Source organism: Klebsiella sp. K5-306, assembly GCF_051835185.1.
In the GTDB taxonomy this organism is placed as follows: domain Bacteria; phylum Pseudomonadota; class Gammaproteobacteria; order Enterobacterales; family Enterobacteriaceae; genus Klebsiella; species Klebsiella oxytoca.
Genome location: NZ_JAIFJY010000004.1, coordinates 158,563 through 177,365, shown reverse-complemented (window position 1 = coordinate 177,365; position 18,803 = coordinate 158,563). Strand labels below are relative to the sequence as shown.

Sequence of the window (18,803 nt, the reverse complement as noted above, 5' to 3'; positions counted from 1 at the left end):
TTCATGGGGAGAGTAATCAATGACGTATCGCAACAAGGTCGCAACCCTTTTTCTGCTGGGTTTCTTTCTCGACTTAATCAATATGTTTATCGCCAGCGTCGCTTTTCCGGCGATGAGCCGGACGCTGCACGCGTCGCCAGGCGAACTGGCGTGGGTCAGCAATGGCTATATTGCAGGACTCACCCTGGTGCTGCCGTTTAGCGCCAGGCTCAGCCAGCGGTTTGGCGCCCGACGGGTGTTTCTGCTTTCGCTCAGCCTGTTTAGCATCGGCGCGCTGGCAACAGGGATGGCCGACTCATTGCTAAATCTGGTTCTGTGGCGCGTCCTGCAGGGAATGGGCGGTGGACTGTTGATTCCAATAGGTCAGGCATTAACCTGGCAGCAGTTTAAGACTCACGAGCGGGCAAAGCTCTCTGCCGCGGTGATGCTGGTCGGGCTACTGGCGCCGGCGTGCTCCCCGGCGCTGGGAGGTCTTCTGGTGCAATCACTTAGCTGGCGCTGGGTCTTCCTTGCCAGCCTGCCGATAGCCCTTCTGACGTTAGCGCTGGCAGCGTTGTGGCTAAAAGAAGAGAGAAGCGTTGTGCGTGCGGGAGGTTTATTACCGCTCGCTTTACTGCGTGACCCGCTGCTGCGTTTTTCTATGCTGGTGTATCTCTGCGTGCCGGGGACGTTTATCGGAATTAACGTCGTCGGGATGTTTTATTTGCAAAGCGTAACGGGGTTGTCACCCTCCGCTATCGGCGCCCTGATGCTGCCCTGGTCACTGGCCTCTTTCGTGGCGATCGTCACGACCGGTCGCTATTTTAATCGTCTCGGCCCCCGCCCTCTGATTGCGGCCGGCTGCCTGCTTCAGGCCGCCGGGATCGTCGCGCTGGCCAGCGTTAATTCACCAACCGCCAGCAGCACGCTGATCGCGGCATTTGTCTTAATGGGCGCAGGCGGCAGTCTGTGCAGCAGTACGGCCCAAAGCAGCGCGTTTCTTAATGTGGCTAACTGCGATATGCCGGACGCCAGCGCGCTGTGGAACCTCAATCGTCAGCTGAGTTTCCTGATTGGCGCTGCGCTGCTGGCGGGGTTATTGAGCGCATTTTTGCTTTACTGGCCAGCACCGCAGGCCTGGCGTGGCGTGTTTATCGCCGCCGCTATTTTTACGCTGCTGCCGCTGCTGCGCTGCCTTAGATTTGATAACCGGGCGATAATCATGCGCCTGCACGGTAAAACGGAGAACAAATGAGTCGCTATATTGAAGAAGTCATTGCCGCCCATGTGGCCATTGAAGCCTGGCTGAATCAGGGAACTGGCAGCATCGAAGGGTTAATGCAGCGCTTCAGCGCGGAATTTACCATGATCCCGATTAACGGGACACGCATGGACCAGCAGGCGGTCAGCGCTTTTTTTCAAGGGGCTCGCGCCAGCCGCCCCGGCTTAAAAATCGTCATTGATAGCGCCGCGATGCTTGCCGAATGGCACGATGGGGCCGCGGTGATATATCGGGAAACGCACGTTTTACCCGGCAAAGCGGATACGGCGCGCTGGTCAACGGCGCTTTTCCGCCAGCAGGAGGGGGAGATAAGCTGGCTGCATCTCCACGAAACGGCCCGGATATAGAGAGCAGACGCTGAAAAAGAAAAAGGCCCAATCGAAAAACGATTGAGCCTTTTTAACGAAAGGTGTCTTACTCGCGGAACAGCGCTTCGATGTTCAGCCCCTGGCTTTGCAGAATCTCCCGCAGACGGCGGAGACCTTCAACCTGGATCTGACGCACGCGTTCGCGGGTCAGGCCAATTTCACGGCCAACATCCTCAAGCGTCGCGGCTTCATAGCCCAGCAGGCCAAAGCGACGAGCCAGCACTTCACGCTGCTTGGCGTTCAGTTCGAACAGCCATTTGACGATGCTTTGTTTCATATCATCGTCCTGCGTGGTGTCTTCCGGGCCGTTGTCTTTTTCATCGGCCAGGATGTCCAGCAGCGCTTTTTCCGAGTCGCCACCCAGCGGAGTATCCACTGAGGTAATGCGCTCGTTCAGACGCAGCATGCGGCTTACGTCATCAACTGGCTTATCCAGCTGTTCGGCTATCTCTTCGGCGCTCGGCTCGTGGTCCAGCTTGTGGGACAACTCGCGCGCGGTACGCAGATAGACGTTCAGCTCTTTGACGATGTGGATAGGTAAACGAATGGTACGGGTTTGGTTCATAATTGCCCGTTCAATCGTTTGGCGAATCCACCAGGTCGCGTAAGTTGAAAAACGGAACCCACGTTCCGGGTCAAACTTCTCAACTGCGCGAATCAGCCCCAGGTTACCTTCTTCAATCAGGTCCAGCAGAGCCAGACCACGATTGCCGTAACGGCGGGCAATCTTGACAACCAGACGCAGGTTACTTTCGATCATCCTGCGGCGTGATGCAACGTCACCACGCAGCGCGCGACGGGCAAAATAAACCTCTTCTTCGGCAGTCAGCAGTGGGGAATAACCAATCTCTCCGAGATAAAGCTGCGTCGCATCAAGCACCCGTTGGGTTGCTCCCTGCGAAAGAAGCTCTTCCTCAGCCAGATCGCTATCACTGGGTTCCTCTTCAACTAAGGCTTTCTCGTCAAAAACCTCGACTCCGTTCTCATCAAATTCCGCGTCTTCATTTAAATCATGAACTTTCAGCGTATTCTGACTCATAAAGATGGCTCCTACCCGTGATCCCTGAGCAAAGCACTTTGGCTAAATATCACTCGAAGGACGCCCGGACGATAACCTTTATGCCCCGTTAAAGAAGACATCGTTGCCGCCCTGGCGCCTTTCTTAGCAATACTGAGCTATCCGTACTTTGCCAAATTATCGCTGCGGTAAATACTGCAGCGGGTTGACGGATTTCCCCTTGTAACGAATTTCAAAATGCAATCGTGTCGAACTAGTACCTGTGCTACCCATGGTAGCGATCTTCTGCCCCGCCTTGATATCTTGTTGCTCTTTTACGAGCATCGTATCGTTATGGGCGTAGGCGCTCAGGTAATCATCGTTATGTTTGATGATAATAAGATTACCGTAACCGCGCAGTGCGTTACCGGCATAGACGACGCGCCCATCTGCGGTCGCGACAATAGCCTGTCCTTTACTGCCTGCAATATCAATACCTTTATTGCCACCTTCGGCCCCACTAAAGTTCTCGATAACCTTGCCATCAGTCGGCCAGCGCCATGAAGAGATCGGCGAACTGGTAGACGTACTGCTTGCAGTCGATTGGGTGGTGCTGACAGCTGGAGCCGTAACTGGCGCGACGGTTGTCGTCGTCGCGGGCTTGTTGTTCGGCAACATCTTATTAGCACTCTGTTCACCTGAAGATTCAGAATACGTAATAGTTGGTTGTGACGCAACTACCGCGGTGGATTTTTGTGCAGAATTTGCGCTCAACATTCCACCATTACTGGCCTTCACGCTCGCCTGGGCAACAGGATTATCACCGGTAATCGGCTGGCCGGATGCATTGCCAACCTGTAACGTCTGACCGACGTTCAAAGCGTACGGTGCCGGGATATTATTGCGCTGCGCCAGGTCGCGGAAATCGTTCCCGGTAACCCACGCAATGTAGAATAGCGTGTCGCCGCGTTTAACAGTATAGGTGCTGCCGCCGGTATAGCTACCTTTCGGAATATCCCCATACTTACGGTTGTAGACGATTTTGCCGTTTACCGTTTGCACAGGCTCCTGAGCCATCGGCTGGATCTGCACAGGCTGCGTCTGTACCGGCTGAGTTTGTACCGGACGAGCCTGCGGCGCGGTATTGGTCGGAGGCGTGATCAGCATCCCGGAATTGGTGCCCGAAGACGAAGCCCCGCCAGCCGTGCTGACCGGCGCAGGCGGATTGTTGGAACTGCTGCAGCCTGCCAGCCAGAGTGACACCAGTGACAAAGCCGCAATGCGGCTTAAGGTAAATTTTGGGCTTCCCGCGCTCATTTATCCCCCAGGAATATGTTAACTACCAATATCTTGCTCACCGGACGGTGCCCGGCCAGGACACGAAAAATGCGTCCACCCTATGCCTAAATGCAGGCAAAAAAACCTGGAATAATCCGGTTCAGGCCAGCTCCCCTTTAACGAGGGGAACAAAGCGCACGGCCTCGACGGTGTCAATGACAAACTCATTGCCGCGTCGACGGATGCGCTTTAAAAACTGGTGCTCTTCGCCTACCGGCAGCACCAGCACGCCGCCATCGTCTAATTGCGCCAGCAGTGCGGCCGGGATTTCCGGCGGCGCTGCGGTCACAATAATCGCGTCAAACGGCGCGCGTGCCTGCCAACCCTGCCATCCATCACCGTGACGGGTTGAAACATTATGTAAATCAAGTTGTTTCAGACGACGGCGCGCGTGCCACTGCAGGCTCTTAATACGCTCGACCGAGCAAACGTGGTGCACGAGGTGCGCCAGAATTGCCGTCTGATAACCAGAGCCGGTGCCGATTTCCAGCACCCTTGACTCCGGCGTAAGCGTCAGAAGCTCGGTCATCCTCGCCACCATATAGGGCTGCGAAATAGTTTGCCCCTGGCCAATCGGCAATGCCGTGTTTTCCCACGCCTTATGTTCAAAGGCTTCATCAACAAACTTTTCTCGCGGCACCTGCGCGATAGCGTCCAGCACGCGCTCGTCGACAATGCCCTGAGTGCGAAGCTGATTGAGAAGACTTTCAACACGTTTGCTTACCATTGTGTATCAACCCCAACGCGATCGAGCCAGCCGCTAACCACCTCATGCGCGCTGTGGGCGGTTAAATCGACATGGAGCGGCGTGACCGAGACATAGCCTTCATCCACCGCGGCAAAGTCGGTATCCGGACCGGCGTCGTACTTTTCCCCCGGAGGACCGATCCAGTACAGCGTATTGCCGCGCGGATCTTTCTGCGGAATGACCTGATCGGAAGGATGGCGGCTGCCGCAGCGGGTAACGCGAATACCTTTTATCTGATCAAGCGGAAGATCCGGCACGTTGATATTGAGAATGCGCCCGGTACGCAGCGGTTCGCGGCTTAATGCCCGGAGAATCGAGCTGGTGACCGCAGCGGCGGTCTCATAGTGTTGGTAGCCGTTTAGCGAAACGGCCAGCGCCGGAAAGCCCAGATGACGGCCTTCCATGGCGGCGGCAACGGTGCCGGAATAGATGACGTCGTCGCCAAGGTTGGGCCCGGCGTTAATGCCGGAGACCACAATATCCGGACGCGGCCGCATCAGGGCGTTGACGCCGAGGTAGACACAGTCCGTCGGCGTGCCCATTTGCACGGCGATATCGCCGTTGTCGAAAGTGAAAGTGCGTAGCGAAGACTCCAGCGTCAGGGAATTCGACGCCCCGCTGCGGTTACGATCGGGTGCAACTATCTGAACCTCAGCGAATTCCCGTAAGGCCTTCGCCAGGGTCTGAATGCCCGGCGCGTGGATCCCGTCATCGTTACTCAGCAATATTCGCATAGTCACCCGTTGTATTGATAAGCTCCCTTACTACGCTGGTGGCGAAGCTGCCTGCGGGCAGCCAGAAACGCAGTTCAACGGTAACGTCATCCCACCAGTTCCAGCTCATCTGCTGGGGATAAAGCAGCATCGCCCGGCGTGCGGCCTCTACTTTTTCACGCACCAGCAGCGTCTGTAGCTGCGTCTCTTCAACGACGGCCGCCTGTTCGGCGGCCAGCGCGTCCCGCTGGCTGCCCCAGTCGCCGCTACCTACAAGCGCAGCGGTAATCATCAGTTCGCGATTATTTACCCGCGCCTGGAGCTCCGTCAGTTCTTCAGAGGTCGCAACGAACCAGCTTCCGCGCCCCGCTAATTGTAGCGCATCGCCATCAACAACCTGATTAAATTCCGGTTTTTTTAATCTAATACCAACCTGTTGATTAAACAATGCGCTGCGGGCCGCCGACAACCAAAAACTGCGTTTATTGCGATCGCGCACCGGCGCGCCGCTCTCGGCCCAGCGCAGCGCCCCCAGCAGGTTACTGCCGCCGATACCGAAGCGCTGGGCGCCAAAATAGTTGGGTACGCCATGCTCAGCAATCGCCTGTAAACGCGTTTCGACATCGTCGCGATCGCTGATTTCGCGCAGCACCAGCGTAAACTGGTTCCCCTTCAGCGCCCCGAGGCGCAGCTTGCGCTTATGGCGCGCGTACTCCAGTACCTGACAGCCTTCAAGCTGGAATTTGCTCAGGTCGGGCATCTCTTTGCCCGGCACTCGGGCGCACAGCCACTGTTCAGTCACCGCATGTTTGTCTTTCTGCCCGGCAAAGCTCACTTCGCGCGCATGAATTTTAAGGAATTTGGCCAACGCGTCAGCGACAAAACGGGTATTGCAGCCGTTTTTCAGAATACGCACCAGCACATGTTCGCCTTCGCCATCGGGCGCAAAGCCGAGATCCTCAACCACCACAAAGTCTTCCGGATTGGCTTTTAGCAGCCCCTGGCTCAGCGGTTTTCCATGCAGATAAGTGAGTTCGTCAAAAGCGATCATTTCTCAGCCTTACGCAGCAGCGCCACCGCTTCACAGGCGATGCCTTCGCCACGGCCGGTAAAGCCCAGCTTTTCAGTGGTGGTGGCTTTGACGTTAACATCGTCCATATGGCAGCCGAGGTCTTCAGCAATAAAGATGCGCATCTGGGGAATATGCGGCAGCATTTTCGGCGCCTGGGCGATGATGGTGACGTCAACGTTGCCAAGGGTAAAGCCTTTTGCCTGGATGCGCCGCCACGCTTCGCGCAGCAGTTCGCGGCTATCGGCCCCCTTAAAGGCCGGGTCGGTATCCGGGAACAGCTTGCCGATGTCGCCCAGCGCCGCCGCGCCCAACAGCGCATCGGTCAGCGCGTGCAGCGCGACGTCGCCGTCGGAATGCGCCAGCAGCCCTTTTTCATAAGGTACGCGCACGCCGCCGATGATGATGGGGCCTTCACCGCCAAAAGCGTGTACGTCAAAACCGTGTCCAATTCGCATTAAGCCTTCTCCTGGTGTCGGGAACGGGTAAGGTAAAATTCGGCCAGCGCCAGGTCTTCCGGGCGCGTCACTTTAATATTATCAGCTCGTCCGGCGACCAGCTCAGGATGAAAGCCGCAGTACTCCAGCGCCGAGGCTTCATCGGTGATGGTCGCCCCTTCATTAAGCGCCCGCGTCAGGCAATCAACAAGCAGTTCGCGAGGGAAAAATTGTGGCGTCAGCGCATGCCATAAATCGTTGCGTTCGACGGTATGGGCAATAGCCGCCCTGCCCGGCTCCGCGCGTTTCATGGTATCGCGAACCGGGGCGGCCAGAATGCCGCCCGTTCGGCTGGTCTCACAGAGTTGAAGCAGGCGGCTGAGATCGTCCTGGTGCAGGCAGGGGCGCGCAGCATCGTGTACCAGCACCCAATCGGCCTCGCTAAGAGCCTTCAGGCCCGCAAGGACGGAGTCCGCACGTTCTGTACCGCCATCAACAACGGTGATCTGAGGATGATTCGCCAACGGCAGCTGGCTAAAGCGCTCGTCTCCCGGGCTGACGGCAATCACCACCCGCTGTATACGCGCGTTTGCCAACAGCGCGGCGACCGCGTGTTCGAGAATCGTTTTGTTACCGATAGAGAGATATTGTTTCGGGCATTCCGTTTGCATGCGGCGGCCAAAACCGGCTGCCGGCACCACGGCGCAAACGCCCGGAAAAGTGGCTGCCATGTTGTAATCCTGGGCCTGTTTATCGATTATTCTGCTGTTGCCCCGCGGCCTGGTTGCGTTTCGACGCATCCGGCACCAGACGATAAAACGTTTCGCCCGGGCGGGTCATACTGAGTTCATTGCGCGCGCGCTCTTCGATAGCTTCCTGGCCGCCGTTGAGATCGTCAATTTCGGCGAACAGCTGATCGTTGCGTGCTTTTAATTTAGCGTTAGTTGCCTGCTGCGCGGAGACATCGTCATTAACCCGGCTATAGTCATGCAGACCATTTTTGCCGAACCACAGCGAGTACTGTAGCCAGACCAGCAAAGCCAATAACAGCAGCGTTAGTTTACCCATCCTGCCCCCTGAAAAACGGCATCATCATCCCATAACTCGCCCGAGTTCTCTACTCTGGCGCGCGGACGACGCCGCGTAACGCGGGGACTGTACCACATTTTTACCGTTGATACCCAGGCCAGATTCATTCGTGAAAAGACTACCCCAGTAGCCAGAGGAACAGCAGACCGAACATCAGCCCGACGGTCAGAATCGTCGCGCAGACGCTGTACTGAAGTTTGCCGTCCAGCAGCGAATGCAGCGCAATGCCAACCACAACGGCAACCGGCATCAGCGCCAGGAAGAACGGCCAGGTGTAGAGGAGAAAAAATAGCGTGTTACTGCCATAGATCAGGAAGGGAATACCCAGCGCCAGCAGCCATGAAATAAAGCCCACGGCCGCCCCCGACAGAGACCACGTGGTCTCGTCGCTGGCGGCCGGCGGCGGTTCTGAACGAATAATACTGAGGTTCTGGGTATTGCGCATATCGAATCCTGTTGACCTGGCGACCGGCATCATTCGCTGATACCGCCGCCGTTTCAGGATCTGATAATATCGCTCTGTCGTAGCAGGTCTAATAGTTGGTGCACCAAATTTGTTACCAATTGTTCACCGTCGAGGTGAATTTCTGCCCTCTCCGGGGATTCATACACTGAATCGATCCCGGTAAAGTTGCGCAATTCCCCGGCCCGCGCCTTCTTGTACAGGCCCTTCGGATCCCGCGCTTCGCAGATCGCTAACGGCGTATCGACAAATACTTCGATAAAGCGCCCTTCCCCTATACGTTCGCGCACCATTTGTCGCTCTGCGCGATGCGGAGATATAAACGCCGTCAATACAACCAGCCCGGCATCGACCATCAGCTTCGCCACTTCCCCCACGCGGCGAATGTTTTCTTTGCGGTCGTCGTCGCTGAAGCCAAGATCGCTGCACAGGCCGTGACGCACATTATCGCCATCCAGTAACCAGGTGCTCACGCCGAGCCGATGCAGCTCCTCTTCCAGCGCGCCGGCAATGGTTGATTTTCCCGAACCGGAAAGTCCCGTAAACCAGACCACTGCGCCTTTATGCCCATGCAGCGCTTCTCGATCTTTACGTGTTACCTTATGGTCATGCCAGACGACGTTTTCGTCATGTCGGGCCATTACTTGCCTCCCAGCAGGTCGCGAGCGTCCCAGTGCGGGAAGTGCTTGCGAATAAGCTGGTTCAGCTCAAGCTCAAACGCGCTGTACTGTGAAGCGCTCGCCTGAACCCGTTCATGGGGTTCATGAACCATACCTGCGCCAACGGTGACGTTGGTCAAACGGTCGATAAAGATCAGGCCCCCGGTAACCGGGTTATCCTGGTATTTATCCAGCACCAGCGGCTCGTCAAAAGTGAGATCGATCAGCCCGATGCCGTTCAGGGGCAGCGTTTCCACTTCGCGCTGGGTCAGGTTGTTGATATCCACCTGGTAGCGAACGCTATCAACGCGGGCGCGAGTTTTCTTACCGGCGATTTTAATGTCGTAGCTTTGGCCCGGGGTCAGCGCCTGCTCCGCCATCCATACCACATCGATGCTGGCGCTTTGTACTGCGGGCAGAGAAACTGCCGCATCGACCAGCAGATCGCCACGGCTGATATCAATTTCATCCTTCAGCACGAGGGTGATCGCTTCCCCGGCCGCCGCTTCTGGCAGATCGCCGTCGAAGGTGACGATGCGCGCAACGGTGGATTCCACTCCGGACGGGAGCACCTTAAGACGCTGCCCTACCCTCACGCTACCGGAGGCCACCGTCCCGGAAAATCCGCGGAAGTCGAGGTTCGGGCGGTTTACGTACTGTACCGGGAAGCGCAGCGGCTGGCTTTCCACCACGCGCTGAATCTCAACGGTTTCCAGCACTTCCAGCAGCGTCGGACCGCTGTACCACGGCATTTTCTCACTCTGGCTGGCGACGTTGTCCCCTTCCAGGGCAGAAAGCGGAACAAAGCGAATGTCGAGATCGCCAGGCAGCTGCTCCGCAAAGGTCAGATACGCTTCGCGGATGGTGTTGAAAGTCTCTTCGCTAAACTCGACGAGATCCATTTTGTTCACCGCCACCACCAGGTGTTTGATCCCCAGCAGTGTCGAAATAAAGCTGTGACGACGGGTTTGATCGAGCACGCCTTTGCGGGCGTCGATCAGCAGGATCGCCAGTTCGCAGGTTGATGCACCGGTCGCCATATTACGGGTGTACTGCTCGTGCCCCGGCGTATCGGCGATAATAAACTTGCGCTTCTCGGTAGAGAAATAGCGATAGGCGACGTCGATGGTGATGCCCTGCTCGCGCTCGGCCTGCAGGCCATCCACCAGCAGCGCCAGATCCAATTTTTCGCCCTGCGTACCGTGACGTTTGCTGTCATTATGCAGAGATGAGAGCTGATCTTCGTAAATCTGTCGGGTATCGTGCAGCAATCGACCAATCAGCGTGCTTTTACCGTCATCAACGCTGCCGCAGGTCAGAAAGCGCAGCAGGCTTTTGTGCTGCTGGGCGTGCAGATAGGCTTCTACGCCGCCTTCATCAGCAATTTGTTGTGCAATCGTAGTGTTCATGGCGGCTCCTTAGAAATAACCCTGACGTTTCTTCAGCTCCATGGAGCCTGCCTGGTCGCGGTCAATCACGCGCCCCTGTCGTTCGCTGGTGGTCGACACCAGCATCTCTTCGATGATCTCCGGCAGCGTTTGCGCATTGGACTCCACCGCGCCGGTCAGCGGCCAGCAGCCAAGGGTACGGAAGCGCACCATCTGTTTTTTGATCATCTCGCCGGGCTGCAGATTAATGCGATCGTCATCGATCATCATCAGCATCCCGTCGCGCTCCAGCACCGGACGCTCTGCCGCCAGGTACAGCGGAACAATTTCAATATTTTCCAGATAGATGTACTGCCAGATATCCAGCTCGGTCCAGTTGGAGAGCGGGAACACGCGGATGCTTTCACCTTTGTTAATCTGGCCGTTATAGTTGTGCCACAGTTCCGGGCGCTGGTTTTTTGGGTCCCAGCGATGGAAGCGGTCGCGGAAGGAGTAAATACGCTCCTTGGCGCGAGATTTCTCTTCATCGCGACGCGCGCCGCCGAACGCGGCATCGAAGCCGTATTTGTTCAGCGCCTGCTTAAGGCCTTCGGTTTTCATGATATCGGTATGTTTGGCGCTGCCGTGAACGAACGGGTTAATCCCCATCGCCACCCCTTCCGGATTTTTATGCACCAGCAGTTCGCAGCCGTAGGCTTTAGCGGTACGGTCGCGGAACTCATACATTTCGCGGAATTTCCAGCCGGTATCAACGTGCAGCAGCGGGAACGGCAGAGTTCCTGGATAAAACGCTTTACGCGCCAGATGCAGCATTACGCTGGAGTCTTTACCGATGGAGTACATCATCACCGGGTTAGAGAATTCGGCGGCCACCTCACGAATAATATGGATGCTTTCCGCCTCCAGTTGCCGCAGGTGAGTAAGTCGTTTTTGGTCCATAACCGTTCCTTAAGCCAGATTTACTACAGAAGCCTTAAAGGCGTCTGAGGATGAGGTGTGTTGAAACCAGGCAAGCTGATGATGTAATCGCACCACTTCGCCCACTACCAGCAGCGCGGGCATCGGGGCATCTTTCGCCAGGTTTTCGAGTTGTTGTAATGTGCCGGTCCGGGTTTGCTGATCAGCGCGAGTACCCCGCGAGATCACCGCCACCGGGGTGTCGCCCGCGCGACCGTTAGCGATCAGCTGAGCGCTGATTTCCGCCGCTTTCAGGCTGCCCATATAAATCGCCAGGGTCTGGCCGCTTTGCGCCAGCCGAGTCCAGTTGAGCGGGGAGTTTTCCGCACCGAAGTGCCCGGTAATAAAAGTTGCGCTTTGCGCGTAATCGCGGTGGGTCAGCGGGATCCCGGCATAAGCCGTGGCGCCAGCCGCTGCCGTCACGCCCGGGACAACCTGAAACGGAATACCGGCTTCAGCCGCAGCCTGCAGCTCTTCGCCGCCGCGCCCGAAAATAAACGGGTCGCCGCCTTTCAGGCGAATCACCGTATTGCCCGCTTTCGCCGCCTCTACCAGCATGCGGTTAATGTCCTGCTGCGGTACGGAGACGCCGACGGCGCTTTTGCCCACGCAGATTGTCTCCGCGTCGCGACGCACCAGCTCGCGGACTTCCGGCGTGACCAGATTGTCGTAAAACACCACATCCGCCTGCTGGATAGCCTGCAGGCCGCGCAGGGTCAGCAGTCCGGCATCGCCAGGCCCCGCGCCGACGAGGATAATTTCACCGAGCCGCTTTTCCGGCTGTCGGAGCTCATCTTCCAGCGCCTTTTCCGCTTCGGCTTTATTGCCCGCCAGCATCAGGCTGGCAAAGCGGCCGGTAAACACGCGTTCCCAAAAACGACGGCGTTCGGCAGTGGTTTTCAGATGGGTTTTAATATGATGACGCCAGTAGCTCGCCGTTTCGGCCAGCCGCCCCAGGTTGGTGGGCAGCAGCGCTTCGATTTTTTCGCGCAAAATTCGCGACAGCACCGGCGCTTTGCCGCTGGAAGAGATAGCCACCAGCAGCGGAGAACGATCGACGATTGACGGGAAAACAAACGAGCACAGCGCCTGATTATCAACCACGTTGACCAGCCGGTAGCGCGCGTTGGCCGCGGCATAAACGCGCAGGTTCAGCGCGTCATCTTCGGTAGCGGCAATCACCAGGAATACGTTATCAAGCTGCTGCTCTTCAAATTCGGTGGCCCGCCACTGAATTTCCTGACGCTCAACCTTGCCGGCAAGTTCCGGAATTAGCGCGTCGGCGACAATCTGTACCTTCGCTTCAGCACGCAGCAGAAAGGTGATCTTGCGCGCGGCAATCTCGCCGCCGCCGATCACCAGTACGGGTCTCTCTTTCACTTCGGCAAATATCGGCAAGTATTCCACTGCGCAACAACTCTCTTACAATCAGCAATAGAGCGACTATAGGGTGCGGTTTAGAGCAAATGAAATTACGAAATGGAATGAGTTGTGACTCAAAAGAATAACGGCCTGGAAAAGCTAATATCAAAAAGTGCTTAACACGCGGTTTTTCCACCATTTAAGAGCGATTGAAATTGTTTAACCCCGATCACAGTTTCATACTACGCGGGTGAAATTGTTTTAAGTGCTAAAGGACCCCCCTATGTTTTCCGCATTGTGCCGTCGCCTGCTTCCCCTGGCGTTGAGCGCAGGTTTTGTCTTCACCGCCGCCCCGGCAATAAGCGCTCTGGGCGACACCGCCAATGCTCAGGCTCGTCACATCGCTACCTTTTTTCCCGGAAGAATGACCGGTTCGCCCGCTGAGATGCTGTCGGCAGATTATTTGCGTCAGCAGTTCACGCAAATGGGCTACGAGAGCGATATTCGCAGTTTTAATACCCGATACATTTACACCAACAACGATAATCGCAAAAACTGGCAAAACGTCACCGGCAGCACGGTTATCGCCGCGCATGAGGGGAAAGATCGCCAGCAAATCATCATCATGGCCCATCTCGATACCTACGCGCCGCAGACCGATGCCGACATAGAAAATAACCTCGGCGGCCTGACGCTGCAGGGCATCGATGATAACGCCCTCGGTCTGGGGGTCATGCTGGAACTTGCTGAGCAGTTAAAGAACATCCCTACGCGTTATGGTATTCGCTTCGTCGCCACCAGCGGTGAAGAAGAGGGTCGTCTGGGTGCGCAGAATATGCTTAAGCGTATGAGCGACGCGGAGAAGAAAAATACCCTATTGGTCATTAACCTCGATAATCTGGTGGTGGGCGATAAGCTCTATTTTAATAGCGGCCGCAGCACGCCATCCTCGGTGCGCAAGCTCACCCGCGACCGGGCGCTGGCTATCGCTCGTAGTAAAGGTATTAGCGCCGCCAGCAATCCTGGCCTGAATCCTGACTATCCAAAAGGGACCGGCTGCTGTAATGATGCCAGCGTGTTTGACGAAGCCGGGATCCCGGTATTGACCGTCGAAGCCACCAACTGGTCTCTGGGACGCAAAGATGGCTACCAGCAGCGCGCCAAATCTCGTTCGTTCCCGGACGGTACCAGCTGGCACAACGTTCAGCTGGATAACCAGCAGTATATTGATAAAGCCCTGCCGGGCCGTATTGCTCAGCGCAGCCGCGATGTGATGAGGGTTATGCTGCCGCTGGTGAAAGAGCTGGCGAAGGCGGAGAAGAGACCCGCCTCAAAATAGACTAACGATAAAGTGCGGCAACAAGGACTGTCGCCATGATGCGTTTTCATTTTTTAATACCGTTGTTCCTGCTACTGGCTGTCAGCATGCGCTCCATCGCCGACAGCCAGGTTTATATCTGGGGAGCTGAAAAAACGCTGCCCCGAACCTGTTCAGATAACAAATACGCCACCACTGACCTCTCACCTCTGTCAAATTATACCTGAGGTGAATGGAGTATTTCGGAGTCCCATAAGTCGTTGAGCGCATTTGCGATGCGCTCGCGCCTGGCCGTTTCCGTTGCCTGCTGGCGCTGTTTAACCAGGGGTTTAAGCTGCGCGATAAACTCATGCGTGGGCGCTGGCAGACTGCTTTCGTCAACGGGAATTTCTTGCCCGGTATCACGGTTAAAGACCTTTACACCGTAGGTTGGCACATGAGCAAAAATGGCCTTATCCTGCAGCGCCTCGCTAATACCTGACATCGTTTGCCCATCAAAGCGCAGCTGGACGGCCTTGCTCCACTTATCGCCAAAATAGATCATTCTGGATAAAAAGTAGCTGCCAAAAGGCTCTCTGACGCCGCTTTCCGAGTGCATAAACCAGGCCCGGGAATCATGGATATAGTTATCATACAGAGTGATCAGCCCGCTGATTTTATCATTCTGCTCTCGTTTCAACAGGCACGGCTCAATATGCTGACGGAATCTGTACTCGCCCGCCTGCTTAAATCGCAGATATTCATAGGCTTCATTCTGATGGGTATAAAAGTAGGCCGCCTGGGCGAGCAGTGGATCCAGTATCTGTAGATTTGCCGCCGTCGTGCTTATCTCCCATGAAAAGCCGGTTTCGGCACTTGCGGCAATAGTGCAGGTGGCCGAATCGATCGCCCCCTGCGCTTTCTGCTTCATCGCCGGTTTAAACAGCGCCTGGGGGCGAGCTTTACGCATGTAGTCCGCCGCAAACTCGGTGGCGGCTTCCCAAAGCTGACCGCGGGCGTTGTTGGCATCGAACAACGGTTGCCCAACAAGCTCCGGGCCAGGGAACCAATTTTCATCGCCCCTGTGTCTGGACGCCTCTTTATTACGCGCCTGCGCTATCGCCTCAGCTTTGCATTGCAAAAGCGACCACTCACGGGCAAGGGCGCGCTGCGCCTGTTGGCTGAACCCTGCCGCATACGGCTGGGCGGTAATCTCCGGGTGCTGGGCCGCATGCTGGAAGAAGGGCTGCGACGTGAGATTTATTGGCGATGTCCTGGGCGAAGCAAAACGTGCGATACGCCAGCTGGTCATCCAGATCATTTCCGCTTCCAGCATCTCTTCCAGACAGACTGACTCAAAACGAAACGGCGCGTAGATAGCATCGTCAGACAGCGGATCCTCCTGCTGATTGTCAAGGGAGAGGGTCGACCGCCAGTTGTTAAAGGTGTCTATCAGTTCGGGAGATATATTAAATTCATCGAAGGTCATACCTTGCATTTCCCGAAATGCATAAATTTGCCTTAAATCCGGGTGCAACAGGGCAAAAACATCAGGATGAAACGACAGCGGCGCCCCGGCATCCATCGCGGCCGCATACATATCATGCAGAGTAATTTGCGATAACAGATCGCCCGCACCGCCCCGGCCCTTGCCCTGATCCCCACAGGGGTATCCCCCGCCAACGTCGGAGTGCATACCGGGGTAGACCACTTCCTGAGTCTGGGATAAATAGCTGCCAGCGGCGGTACGGATGGAGTCCAGCGAAAATGCCTGGCGCTGCTCGTGAGCCGCCACCAGATGATAGCAGCGCTTGATTAACCCCGACTGCGTCAGCGGCTGCGTCTGTTTCGCCCAGCCGTTGTGACCGGTAAAACCCGGAACCACATTGGCAATTCCCACTGCCGGCACGGTATCAAAGAGGCCTAAAAATTCCACCGAAACCTTCACGCCGAGCAGCGTTCCTGCCGGGAAACCGAGTAGCCCTTCGGCCAGCGCCTCATCCAGCCAGCTGACAAAAGCGCGGGCTTCTGCCGCGCCGCGGGAAAAACCGTACACAAACAGCTTTATCGCTGCCGTCTTGCACTGCGCGCGCACGAATTTTTCCTGCACCAGCCTTAAGAGTTGTTCAAACATACGCAACCGCATCCGCATCTGACCAGGCATTGTCTTCCGCGAGTCCAGATAGGCCTGGTTTACTTTTTCACGGTTGTAAGACATCGCCGCGCTGCCAGCGAATAACCCCAGTTCCACAGCCGCCGGAGTGCTGGAGCTGTTCATCGCCTGAACCGCCCCTTTCATTATGCCATTGCCGAGGAAATTTTTTGTCACGGTATGGTTCAGGGCATTACACAGCTGCACCATCCCCCAGTTGATACGGTCCTCGCCGCCGACAGCAAACTGCAGTCCCGACGAATAATAGTCATAGGTGCCAATCTGCGGAAAAGGCGTACCGAGGCCGGGAATATAGAAGGCGTAAAATCCACGCTCATTTGCCATGAGATCATCAGGCGCGCAGGCACGGTATAGTTTTGCCACGTTCGACGGGTGCGGCGGCATGCAGGCGGTATCTTTTAGCGCATTATTATTGGTACCGTCAAAAAACAGGCTGATATGCAGGCTCTTACAGCAGGGGCTGCTTTTTTGCCGGCGGGACTCCTGGCGAAATAATGCCTCCTCCCTGTCGATTTTGATTATATTGGCGTTGACCTGCCGCTGGCTTAAAAGCAACCGGCCCTCTTTCGGAAAAGCGGGAGGAACCCAGCACGGATCGCCCGTAGTGGTAAGCTGATGATTACCAAAACGTTTCTTAAAATATTCGGTTATTGGGGACATTGGGCAGGCTCCGACTGGCGGTAGGGATCTTTTATCGGGTGATCAGGATGGGTCGGCCCGTGGCAGGTAGCCGTTACTTTAATCTGCTGACAGGGCAAGAAATGCACCTGCAGGCCGCAGGAATCTTCATATTCGGGAATAGTGGCTACCGCTTTATAATGACGAAAGGCAGCCTTATATTTTTCCATATAATGTTCATAGTTTGGATCATCGAAGTGGGGGAGATCCTTCGGAAACGGGTTAGGGTTAACCTCCCACTCCACTACCACCTGCATATTGGGCCGCCATTTTTCCGGCAGCGATATACAGCAGGTAAACCCCCCGGCGTGTCCCCGGTAGCCGTTGACGGAGAACCAGTTGATATTCGTGCCTGCCATATGGTTATAGCCCAGCAGATTAGCCGCCACGTAGCTGCTCTTCCCGCTGCCGCGCGGTCCTTCTTTTTCTGCCGGATCACAGCCCAGCAGTAAAAAACATAACAGCGGCACTGCTTTAACTATTCCCTGCATAGTATGAACTCCGTTTCATGTCACACTGAAGGCGCAGCCTCTGCTGCGGTTAATAATGCACAGCTCACAACAATAAAATCATGGCGTTTCTGGCGGGCACTGGCCAGGCTCCGGCAGATCGAAAGGTTCTTTAATCGGGTGGTCAGGATGAGTCGGCCCGTGGCAGGTGGCCGTTACTTTAATCTGCTGACAGGGCAAGAAATGCACCTGCAGGCCGCAGGAATCTTCATATTCGGGAATAGTGGCCACCGCTTTATAATGGCGATAGTTAGCCCTGTGTTTTTCTATATATTCATCATACTTAGGGTCGCTGAATCTGGGGATATCCTTCGGAAACGGGTCAGGATCCACCTCCCACTCCACTGCCACCTGCATATTGGGCCGCCATTTTTCCGGCAGCGATATGCAGCAGGTAAACCCCCCGGCGTGTCCCCGGTAGCCGTTGACAGAGAACCAGTTGATATTCGTGCCTGCCATATGGTTATAGCCCAGCAGATTAGCCGCCACGTAGCTGGTCTTCCCGCTGCCGCGCGGTGCTTCTTTTTCTGCCGGATCACAGCCCAGCAGTAAAAAACATAACAGCGGCACTGCTTTAACTATTCCCTGCATAGTATGAACTCCGTTTCATGTCACACTGAAGGCGCAGCCTCTGCTGCGGTTAATAATGCACCGCTCACAACAATAAAATCATGGTGTTTCTGGCGGGCACTGGGCAGGCTCCGGCAGATCGAAAGGTTCTTTAATCGGGTGGTCAGGATGAGTCGGCCCGTGGCAGGTGGCCGTTACTTTAATCTGCTGACAGGGCAAGAAATGCACCTGCAGGCCGCAGGAATCTTCATATTCGGGAATAGTGGCCACCGCTTTATACTGACGAAAGGTAGCCTTATATTTTTCCATATAATGTTCATAGTTTGGATCATAGAAGTGGGGGAGATCCTTCGGAAACGGGTTAGGGTTAACCTCCCACTCCACTACCACCTGCATATTGGGCCGCCATTTTTCCGGCAGCGATATACAGCAGGTAAACCCCCCGGCGTGTCCCCGGTAGCCGTTGACGGAGAACCAGTTGATATTCGTGCCTGCCATATGGTTATAGCCCAGCAGATTAGCCGCCACGTAGCTGCTCTTCCCGCTGCCGCGCGGTGCTTCTTTTTCTGCCGGATCACAGCCCAGCAGTAAAAAACATAACAGCGGCACTGCTTTAACTATTTCCTGCATAGTACGAACTCCGTTTCATGTCATACCTATCCCGTGTGTATCCTTTACCGTCTCCACGGCTTACATCCGCCAGAAAAGATCCTTCTGCTCAGCCAGT

21 protein-coding genes are annotated in these 18,803 nt (G+C 55.8%); 4 read left to right on the top strand and 17 right to left on the bottom strand.

What is annotated here, in order from left to right:
* Window positions 1-19: 19 nt before the first annotated feature.
* Entirely contained in the window at window positions 20-1,234 is a 1,215-nt protein-coding gene (locus K2184_RS08470) for an MFS transporter (RefSeq protein ID WP_017145487.1), read from the top strand.
* Window positions 1,231-1,608: a DUF4440 domain-containing protein gene (locus K2184_RS08465; protein WP_004114875.1), complete on the top strand. Its 378-nt coding sequence runs from the start codon at window positions 1,231-1,233 to the stop codon at window positions 1,606-1,608. Before K2184_RS08470 ends, K2184_RS08465 begins: the two co-directional genes overlap by 4 nt.
* Window positions 1,609-1,675: 67 nt before the next feature.
* Here the strand turns inward: K2184_RS08465 and rpoS are convergent, their stop codons facing one another.
* Both rpoS and nlpD read right to left on the bottom strand, forming a co-directional pair.
* The gene (rpoS, locus tag K2184_RS08460; protein ID WP_004104962.1) at window positions 1,676-2,668 is read right to left on the bottom strand and encodes an RNA polymerase sigma factor RpoS; all 993 of its coding nucleotides are present in this window, start codon (window positions 2,666-2,668) and stop codon (window positions 1,676-1,678) included.
* A 156-nt stretch (window positions 2,669-2,824) separates the two neighbouring features.
* Window positions 2,825-3,889: a murein hydrolase activator NlpD gene (nlpD, locus tag K2184_RS08455; RefSeq protein ID WP_230133338.1), complete on the bottom strand. Its 1,065-nt coding sequence runs from the start codon at window positions 3,887-3,889 to the stop codon at window positions 2,825-2,827.
* On the opposite strand from nlpD, the gene K2184_RS08450 reads away from it, so the two are divergent.
* Window positions 3,831-3,965: a peptidase gene (locus K2184_RS08450; RefSeq protein ID WP_224226457.1), complete on the top strand. Its 135-nt coding sequence runs from the start codon at window positions 3,831-3,833 to the stop codon at window positions 3,963-3,965. The genes nlpD and K2184_RS08450 overlap by 59 nt on opposite strands.
* Window positions 3,966-4,064: 99 nt before the next feature.
* On the opposite strand, the gene K2184_RS08445 is transcribed toward K2184_RS08450, so the two are convergent.
* The 11 genes from K2184_RS08445 to cysG form a co-directional block, all read right to left on the bottom strand.
* Window positions 4,065-4,691: a protein-L-isoaspartate(D-aspartate) O-methyltransferase gene (locus K2184_RS08445; RefSeq protein ID WP_004104966.1), complete on the bottom strand. Its 627-nt coding sequence runs from the start codon at window positions 4,689-4,691 to the stop codon at window positions 4,065-4,067.
* Window positions 4,685-5,446 carry a 5'/3'-nucleotidase SurE gene (gene surE, locus K2184_RS08440; RefSeq protein WP_004114878.1) on the bottom strand — a complete coding sequence of 254 codons (762 nt, stop codon included), beginning with the start codon at window positions 5,444-5,446 and terminating at the stop codon, window positions 4,685-4,687. Before surE ends, K2184_RS08445 begins: the two co-directional genes overlap by 7 nt.
* Window positions 5,427-6,476, bottom strand: coding sequence for a tRNA pseudouridine(13) synthase TruD (truD, locus tag K2184_RS08435; protein ID WP_004104970.1), 1,050 nt, complete (start codon window positions 6,474-6,476; stop codon window positions 5,427-5,429). Before truD ends, surE begins: the two co-directional genes overlap by 20 nt.
* Entirely contained in the window at window positions 6,473-6,952 is a 480-nt protein-coding gene (gene ispF / locus K2184_RS08430; RefSeq protein ID WP_004104972.1) for a 2-C-methyl-D-erythritol 2,4-cyclodiphosphate synthase, read from the bottom strand. Before ispF ends, truD begins: the two co-directional genes overlap by 4 nt.
* Window positions 6,952-7,662, bottom strand: coding sequence for a 2-C-methyl-D-erythritol 4-phosphate cytidylyltransferase (gene ispD, locus K2184_RS08425; protein ID WP_032728994.1), 711 nt, complete (start codon window positions 7,660-7,662; stop codon window positions 6,952-6,954). The genes ispF and ispD overlap by 1 nt, the downstream gene beginning before the upstream one ends.
* Before the next feature lie 19 nt (window positions 7,663-7,681).
* Window positions 7,682-7,999, bottom strand: coding sequence for a cell division protein FtsB (ftsB, locus tag K2184_RS08420; RefSeq protein WP_004104977.1), 318 nt, complete (start codon window positions 7,997-7,999; stop codon window positions 7,682-7,684).
* Window positions 8,000-8,138: 139 nt separating this feature from the next.
* Window positions 8,139-8,465, bottom strand: coding sequence for a DUF3561 family protein (locus K2184_RS08415; protein WP_004104978.1), 327 nt, complete (start codon window positions 8,463-8,465; stop codon window positions 8,139-8,141).
* A 53-nt stretch (window positions 8,466-8,518) separates the two neighbouring features.
* On the bottom strand, window positions 8,519-9,124 hold the full coding sequence (gene cysC, locus K2184_RS08410; protein ID WP_004104979.1) for an adenylyl-sulfate kinase: 606 nt from the start codon (window positions 9,122-9,124) through the stop codon (window positions 8,519-8,521).
* Window positions 9,124-10,551, bottom strand: a complete 1,428-nt coding sequence (gene cysN / locus K2184_RS08405; RefSeq protein ID WP_004104980.1) for a sulfate adenylyltransferase subunit CysN — start codon at window positions 10,549-10,551, stop codon at window positions 9,124-9,126. Before cysN ends, cysC begins: the two co-directional genes overlap by 1 nt.
* Window positions 10,552-10,560: 9 nt before the next feature.
* Window positions 10,561-11,469, bottom strand: a complete 909-nt coding sequence (cysD, locus tag K2184_RS08400) for a sulfate adenylyltransferase subunit CysD (protein ID WP_004104981.1) — start codon at window positions 11,467-11,469, stop codon at window positions 10,561-10,563.
* Window positions 11,470-11,478: 9 nt separating this feature from the next.
* A complete protein-coding gene (gene cysG / locus K2184_RS08395) occupies window positions 11,479-12,885 on the bottom strand; it encodes a siroheme synthase CysG (RefSeq protein ID WP_163525304.1) in 1,407 nt (468 codons plus the stop codon).
* A 247-nt stretch (window positions 12,886-13,132) separates the two neighbouring features.
* Between cysG and K2184_RS08390 the strand changes: the two genes are divergently transcribed.
* Window positions 13,133-14,188, top strand: a complete 1,056-nt coding sequence (locus tag K2184_RS08390; RefSeq protein WP_004114889.1) for an aminopeptidase — start codon at window positions 13,133-13,135, stop codon at window positions 14,186-14,188.
* Between the two features lie 196 nt (window positions 14,189-14,384).
* Here the strand turns inward: K2184_RS08390 and K2184_RS08385 are convergent, their stop codons facing one another.
* From K2184_RS08385 to K2184_RS08370, 4 genes are all read right to left on the bottom strand, one after another.
* Window positions 14,385-16,979 (bottom strand): T6SS phospholipase effector Tle1-like catalytic domain-containing protein, encoded by a 2,595-nt coding sequence (locus K2184_RS08385; protein ID WP_163525302.1) that lies wholly within the window; start codon window positions 16,977-16,979, stop codon window positions 14,385-14,387.
* Window positions 16,967-17,488, bottom strand: a complete 522-nt coding sequence (locus K2184_RS08380; protein WP_123829904.1) for a DUF3304 domain-containing protein — start codon at window positions 17,486-17,488, stop codon at window positions 16,967-16,969. Before K2184_RS08380 ends, K2184_RS08385 begins: the two co-directional genes overlap by 13 nt.
* Window positions 17,489-17,566: 78 nt before the next feature.
* On the bottom strand, window positions 17,567-18,097 hold the full coding sequence (locus tag K2184_RS08375) for a DUF3304 domain-containing protein (protein ID WP_123829905.1): 531 nt from the start codon (window positions 18,095-18,097) through the stop codon (window positions 17,567-17,569).
* 78 nt (window positions 18,098-18,175) lie between these two features.
* The gene (locus K2184_RS08370; protein ID WP_163525300.1) at window positions 18,176-18,706 is read right to left on the bottom strand and encodes a DUF3304 domain-containing protein; all 531 of its coding nucleotides are present in this window, start codon (window positions 18,704-18,706) and stop codon (window positions 18,176-18,178) included.
* Window positions 18,707-18,803 lie beyond the last annotated feature (97 nt).

Excerpts from the sequence above, each read along its gene's own strand:
- rpoS (WP_004104962.1), bottom strand. The coding sequence starts at position 2,668 with ATGAGTCAGAATACGCTGAAAGTTCATGATTTAAATGAAGACGCGGAA.
- K2184_RS08415 (WP_004104978.1), bottom strand. The coding sequence starts at position 8,465 with ATGCGCAATACCCAGAACCTCAGTATTATTCGTTCAGAACCGCCGCCG.
- K2184_RS08445 (WP_004104966.1), bottom strand. The coding sequence starts at position 4,691 with ATGGTAAGCAAACGTGTTGAAAGTCTTCTCAATCAGCTTCGCACTCAG.
- K2184_RS08465 (WP_004114875.1), top strand. The coding sequence starts at position 1,231 with ATGAGTCGCTATATTGAAGAAGTCATTGCCGCCCATGTGGCCATTGAA.
- truD (WP_004104970.1), bottom strand. The coding sequence starts at position 6,476 with ATGATCGCTTTTGACGAACTCACTTATCTGCATGGAAAACCGCTGAGC.
- K2184_RS08370 (WP_163525300.1), bottom strand. The coding sequence starts at position 18,706 with ATGCAGGAAATAGTTAAAGCAGTGCCGCTGTTATGTTTTTTACTGCTG.
- cysN (WP_004104980.1), bottom strand. The coding sequence starts at position 10,551 with ATGAACACTACGATTGCACAACAAATTGCTGATGAAGGCGGCGTAGAA.
- ispF (WP_004104972.1), bottom strand. The coding sequence starts at position 6,952 with ATGCGAATTGGACACGGTTTTGACGTACACGCTTTTGGCGGTGAAGGC.
- K2184_RS08470 (WP_017145487.1), top strand. The coding sequence starts at position 20 with ATGACGTATCGCAACAAGGTCGCAACCCTTTTTCTGCTGGGTTTCTTT.
- surE (WP_004114878.1), bottom strand. The coding sequence starts at position 5,446 with ATGCGAATATTGCTGAGTAACGATGACGGGATCCACGCGCCGGGCATT.
- ftsB (WP_004104977.1), bottom strand. The coding sequence starts at position 7,999 with ATGGGTAAACTAACGCTGCTGTTATTGGCTTTGCTGGTCTGGCTACAG.
- cysC (WP_004104979.1), bottom strand. The coding sequence starts at position 9,124 with ATGGCCCGACATGACGAAAACGTCGTCTGGCATGACCATAAGGTAACA.
- K2184_RS08375 (WP_123829905.1), bottom strand. The coding sequence starts at position 18,097 with ATGCAGGGAATAGTTAAAGCAGTGCCGCTGTTATGTTTTTTACTGCTG.
- K2184_RS08385 (WP_163525302.1), bottom strand. The coding sequence starts at position 16,979 with ATGTCCCCAATAACCGAATATTTTAAGAAACGTTTTGGTAATCATCAG.
- ispD (WP_032728994.1), bottom strand. The coding sequence starts at position 7,662 with ATGGCAGCCACTTTTCCGGGCGTTTGCGCCGTGGTGCCGGCAGCCGGT.
- K2184_RS08380 (WP_123829904.1), bottom strand. The coding sequence starts at position 17,488 with ATGCAGGGAATAGTTAAAGCAGTGCCGCTGTTATGTTTTTTACTGCTG.
- K2184_RS08390 (WP_004114889.1), top strand. The coding sequence starts at position 13,133 with ATGTTTTCCGCATTGTGCCGTCGCCTGCTTCCCCTGGCGTTGAGCGCA.
- cysD (WP_004104981.1), bottom strand. The coding sequence starts at position 11,469 with ATGGACCAAAAACGACTTACTCACCTGCGGCAACTGGAGGCGGAAAGC.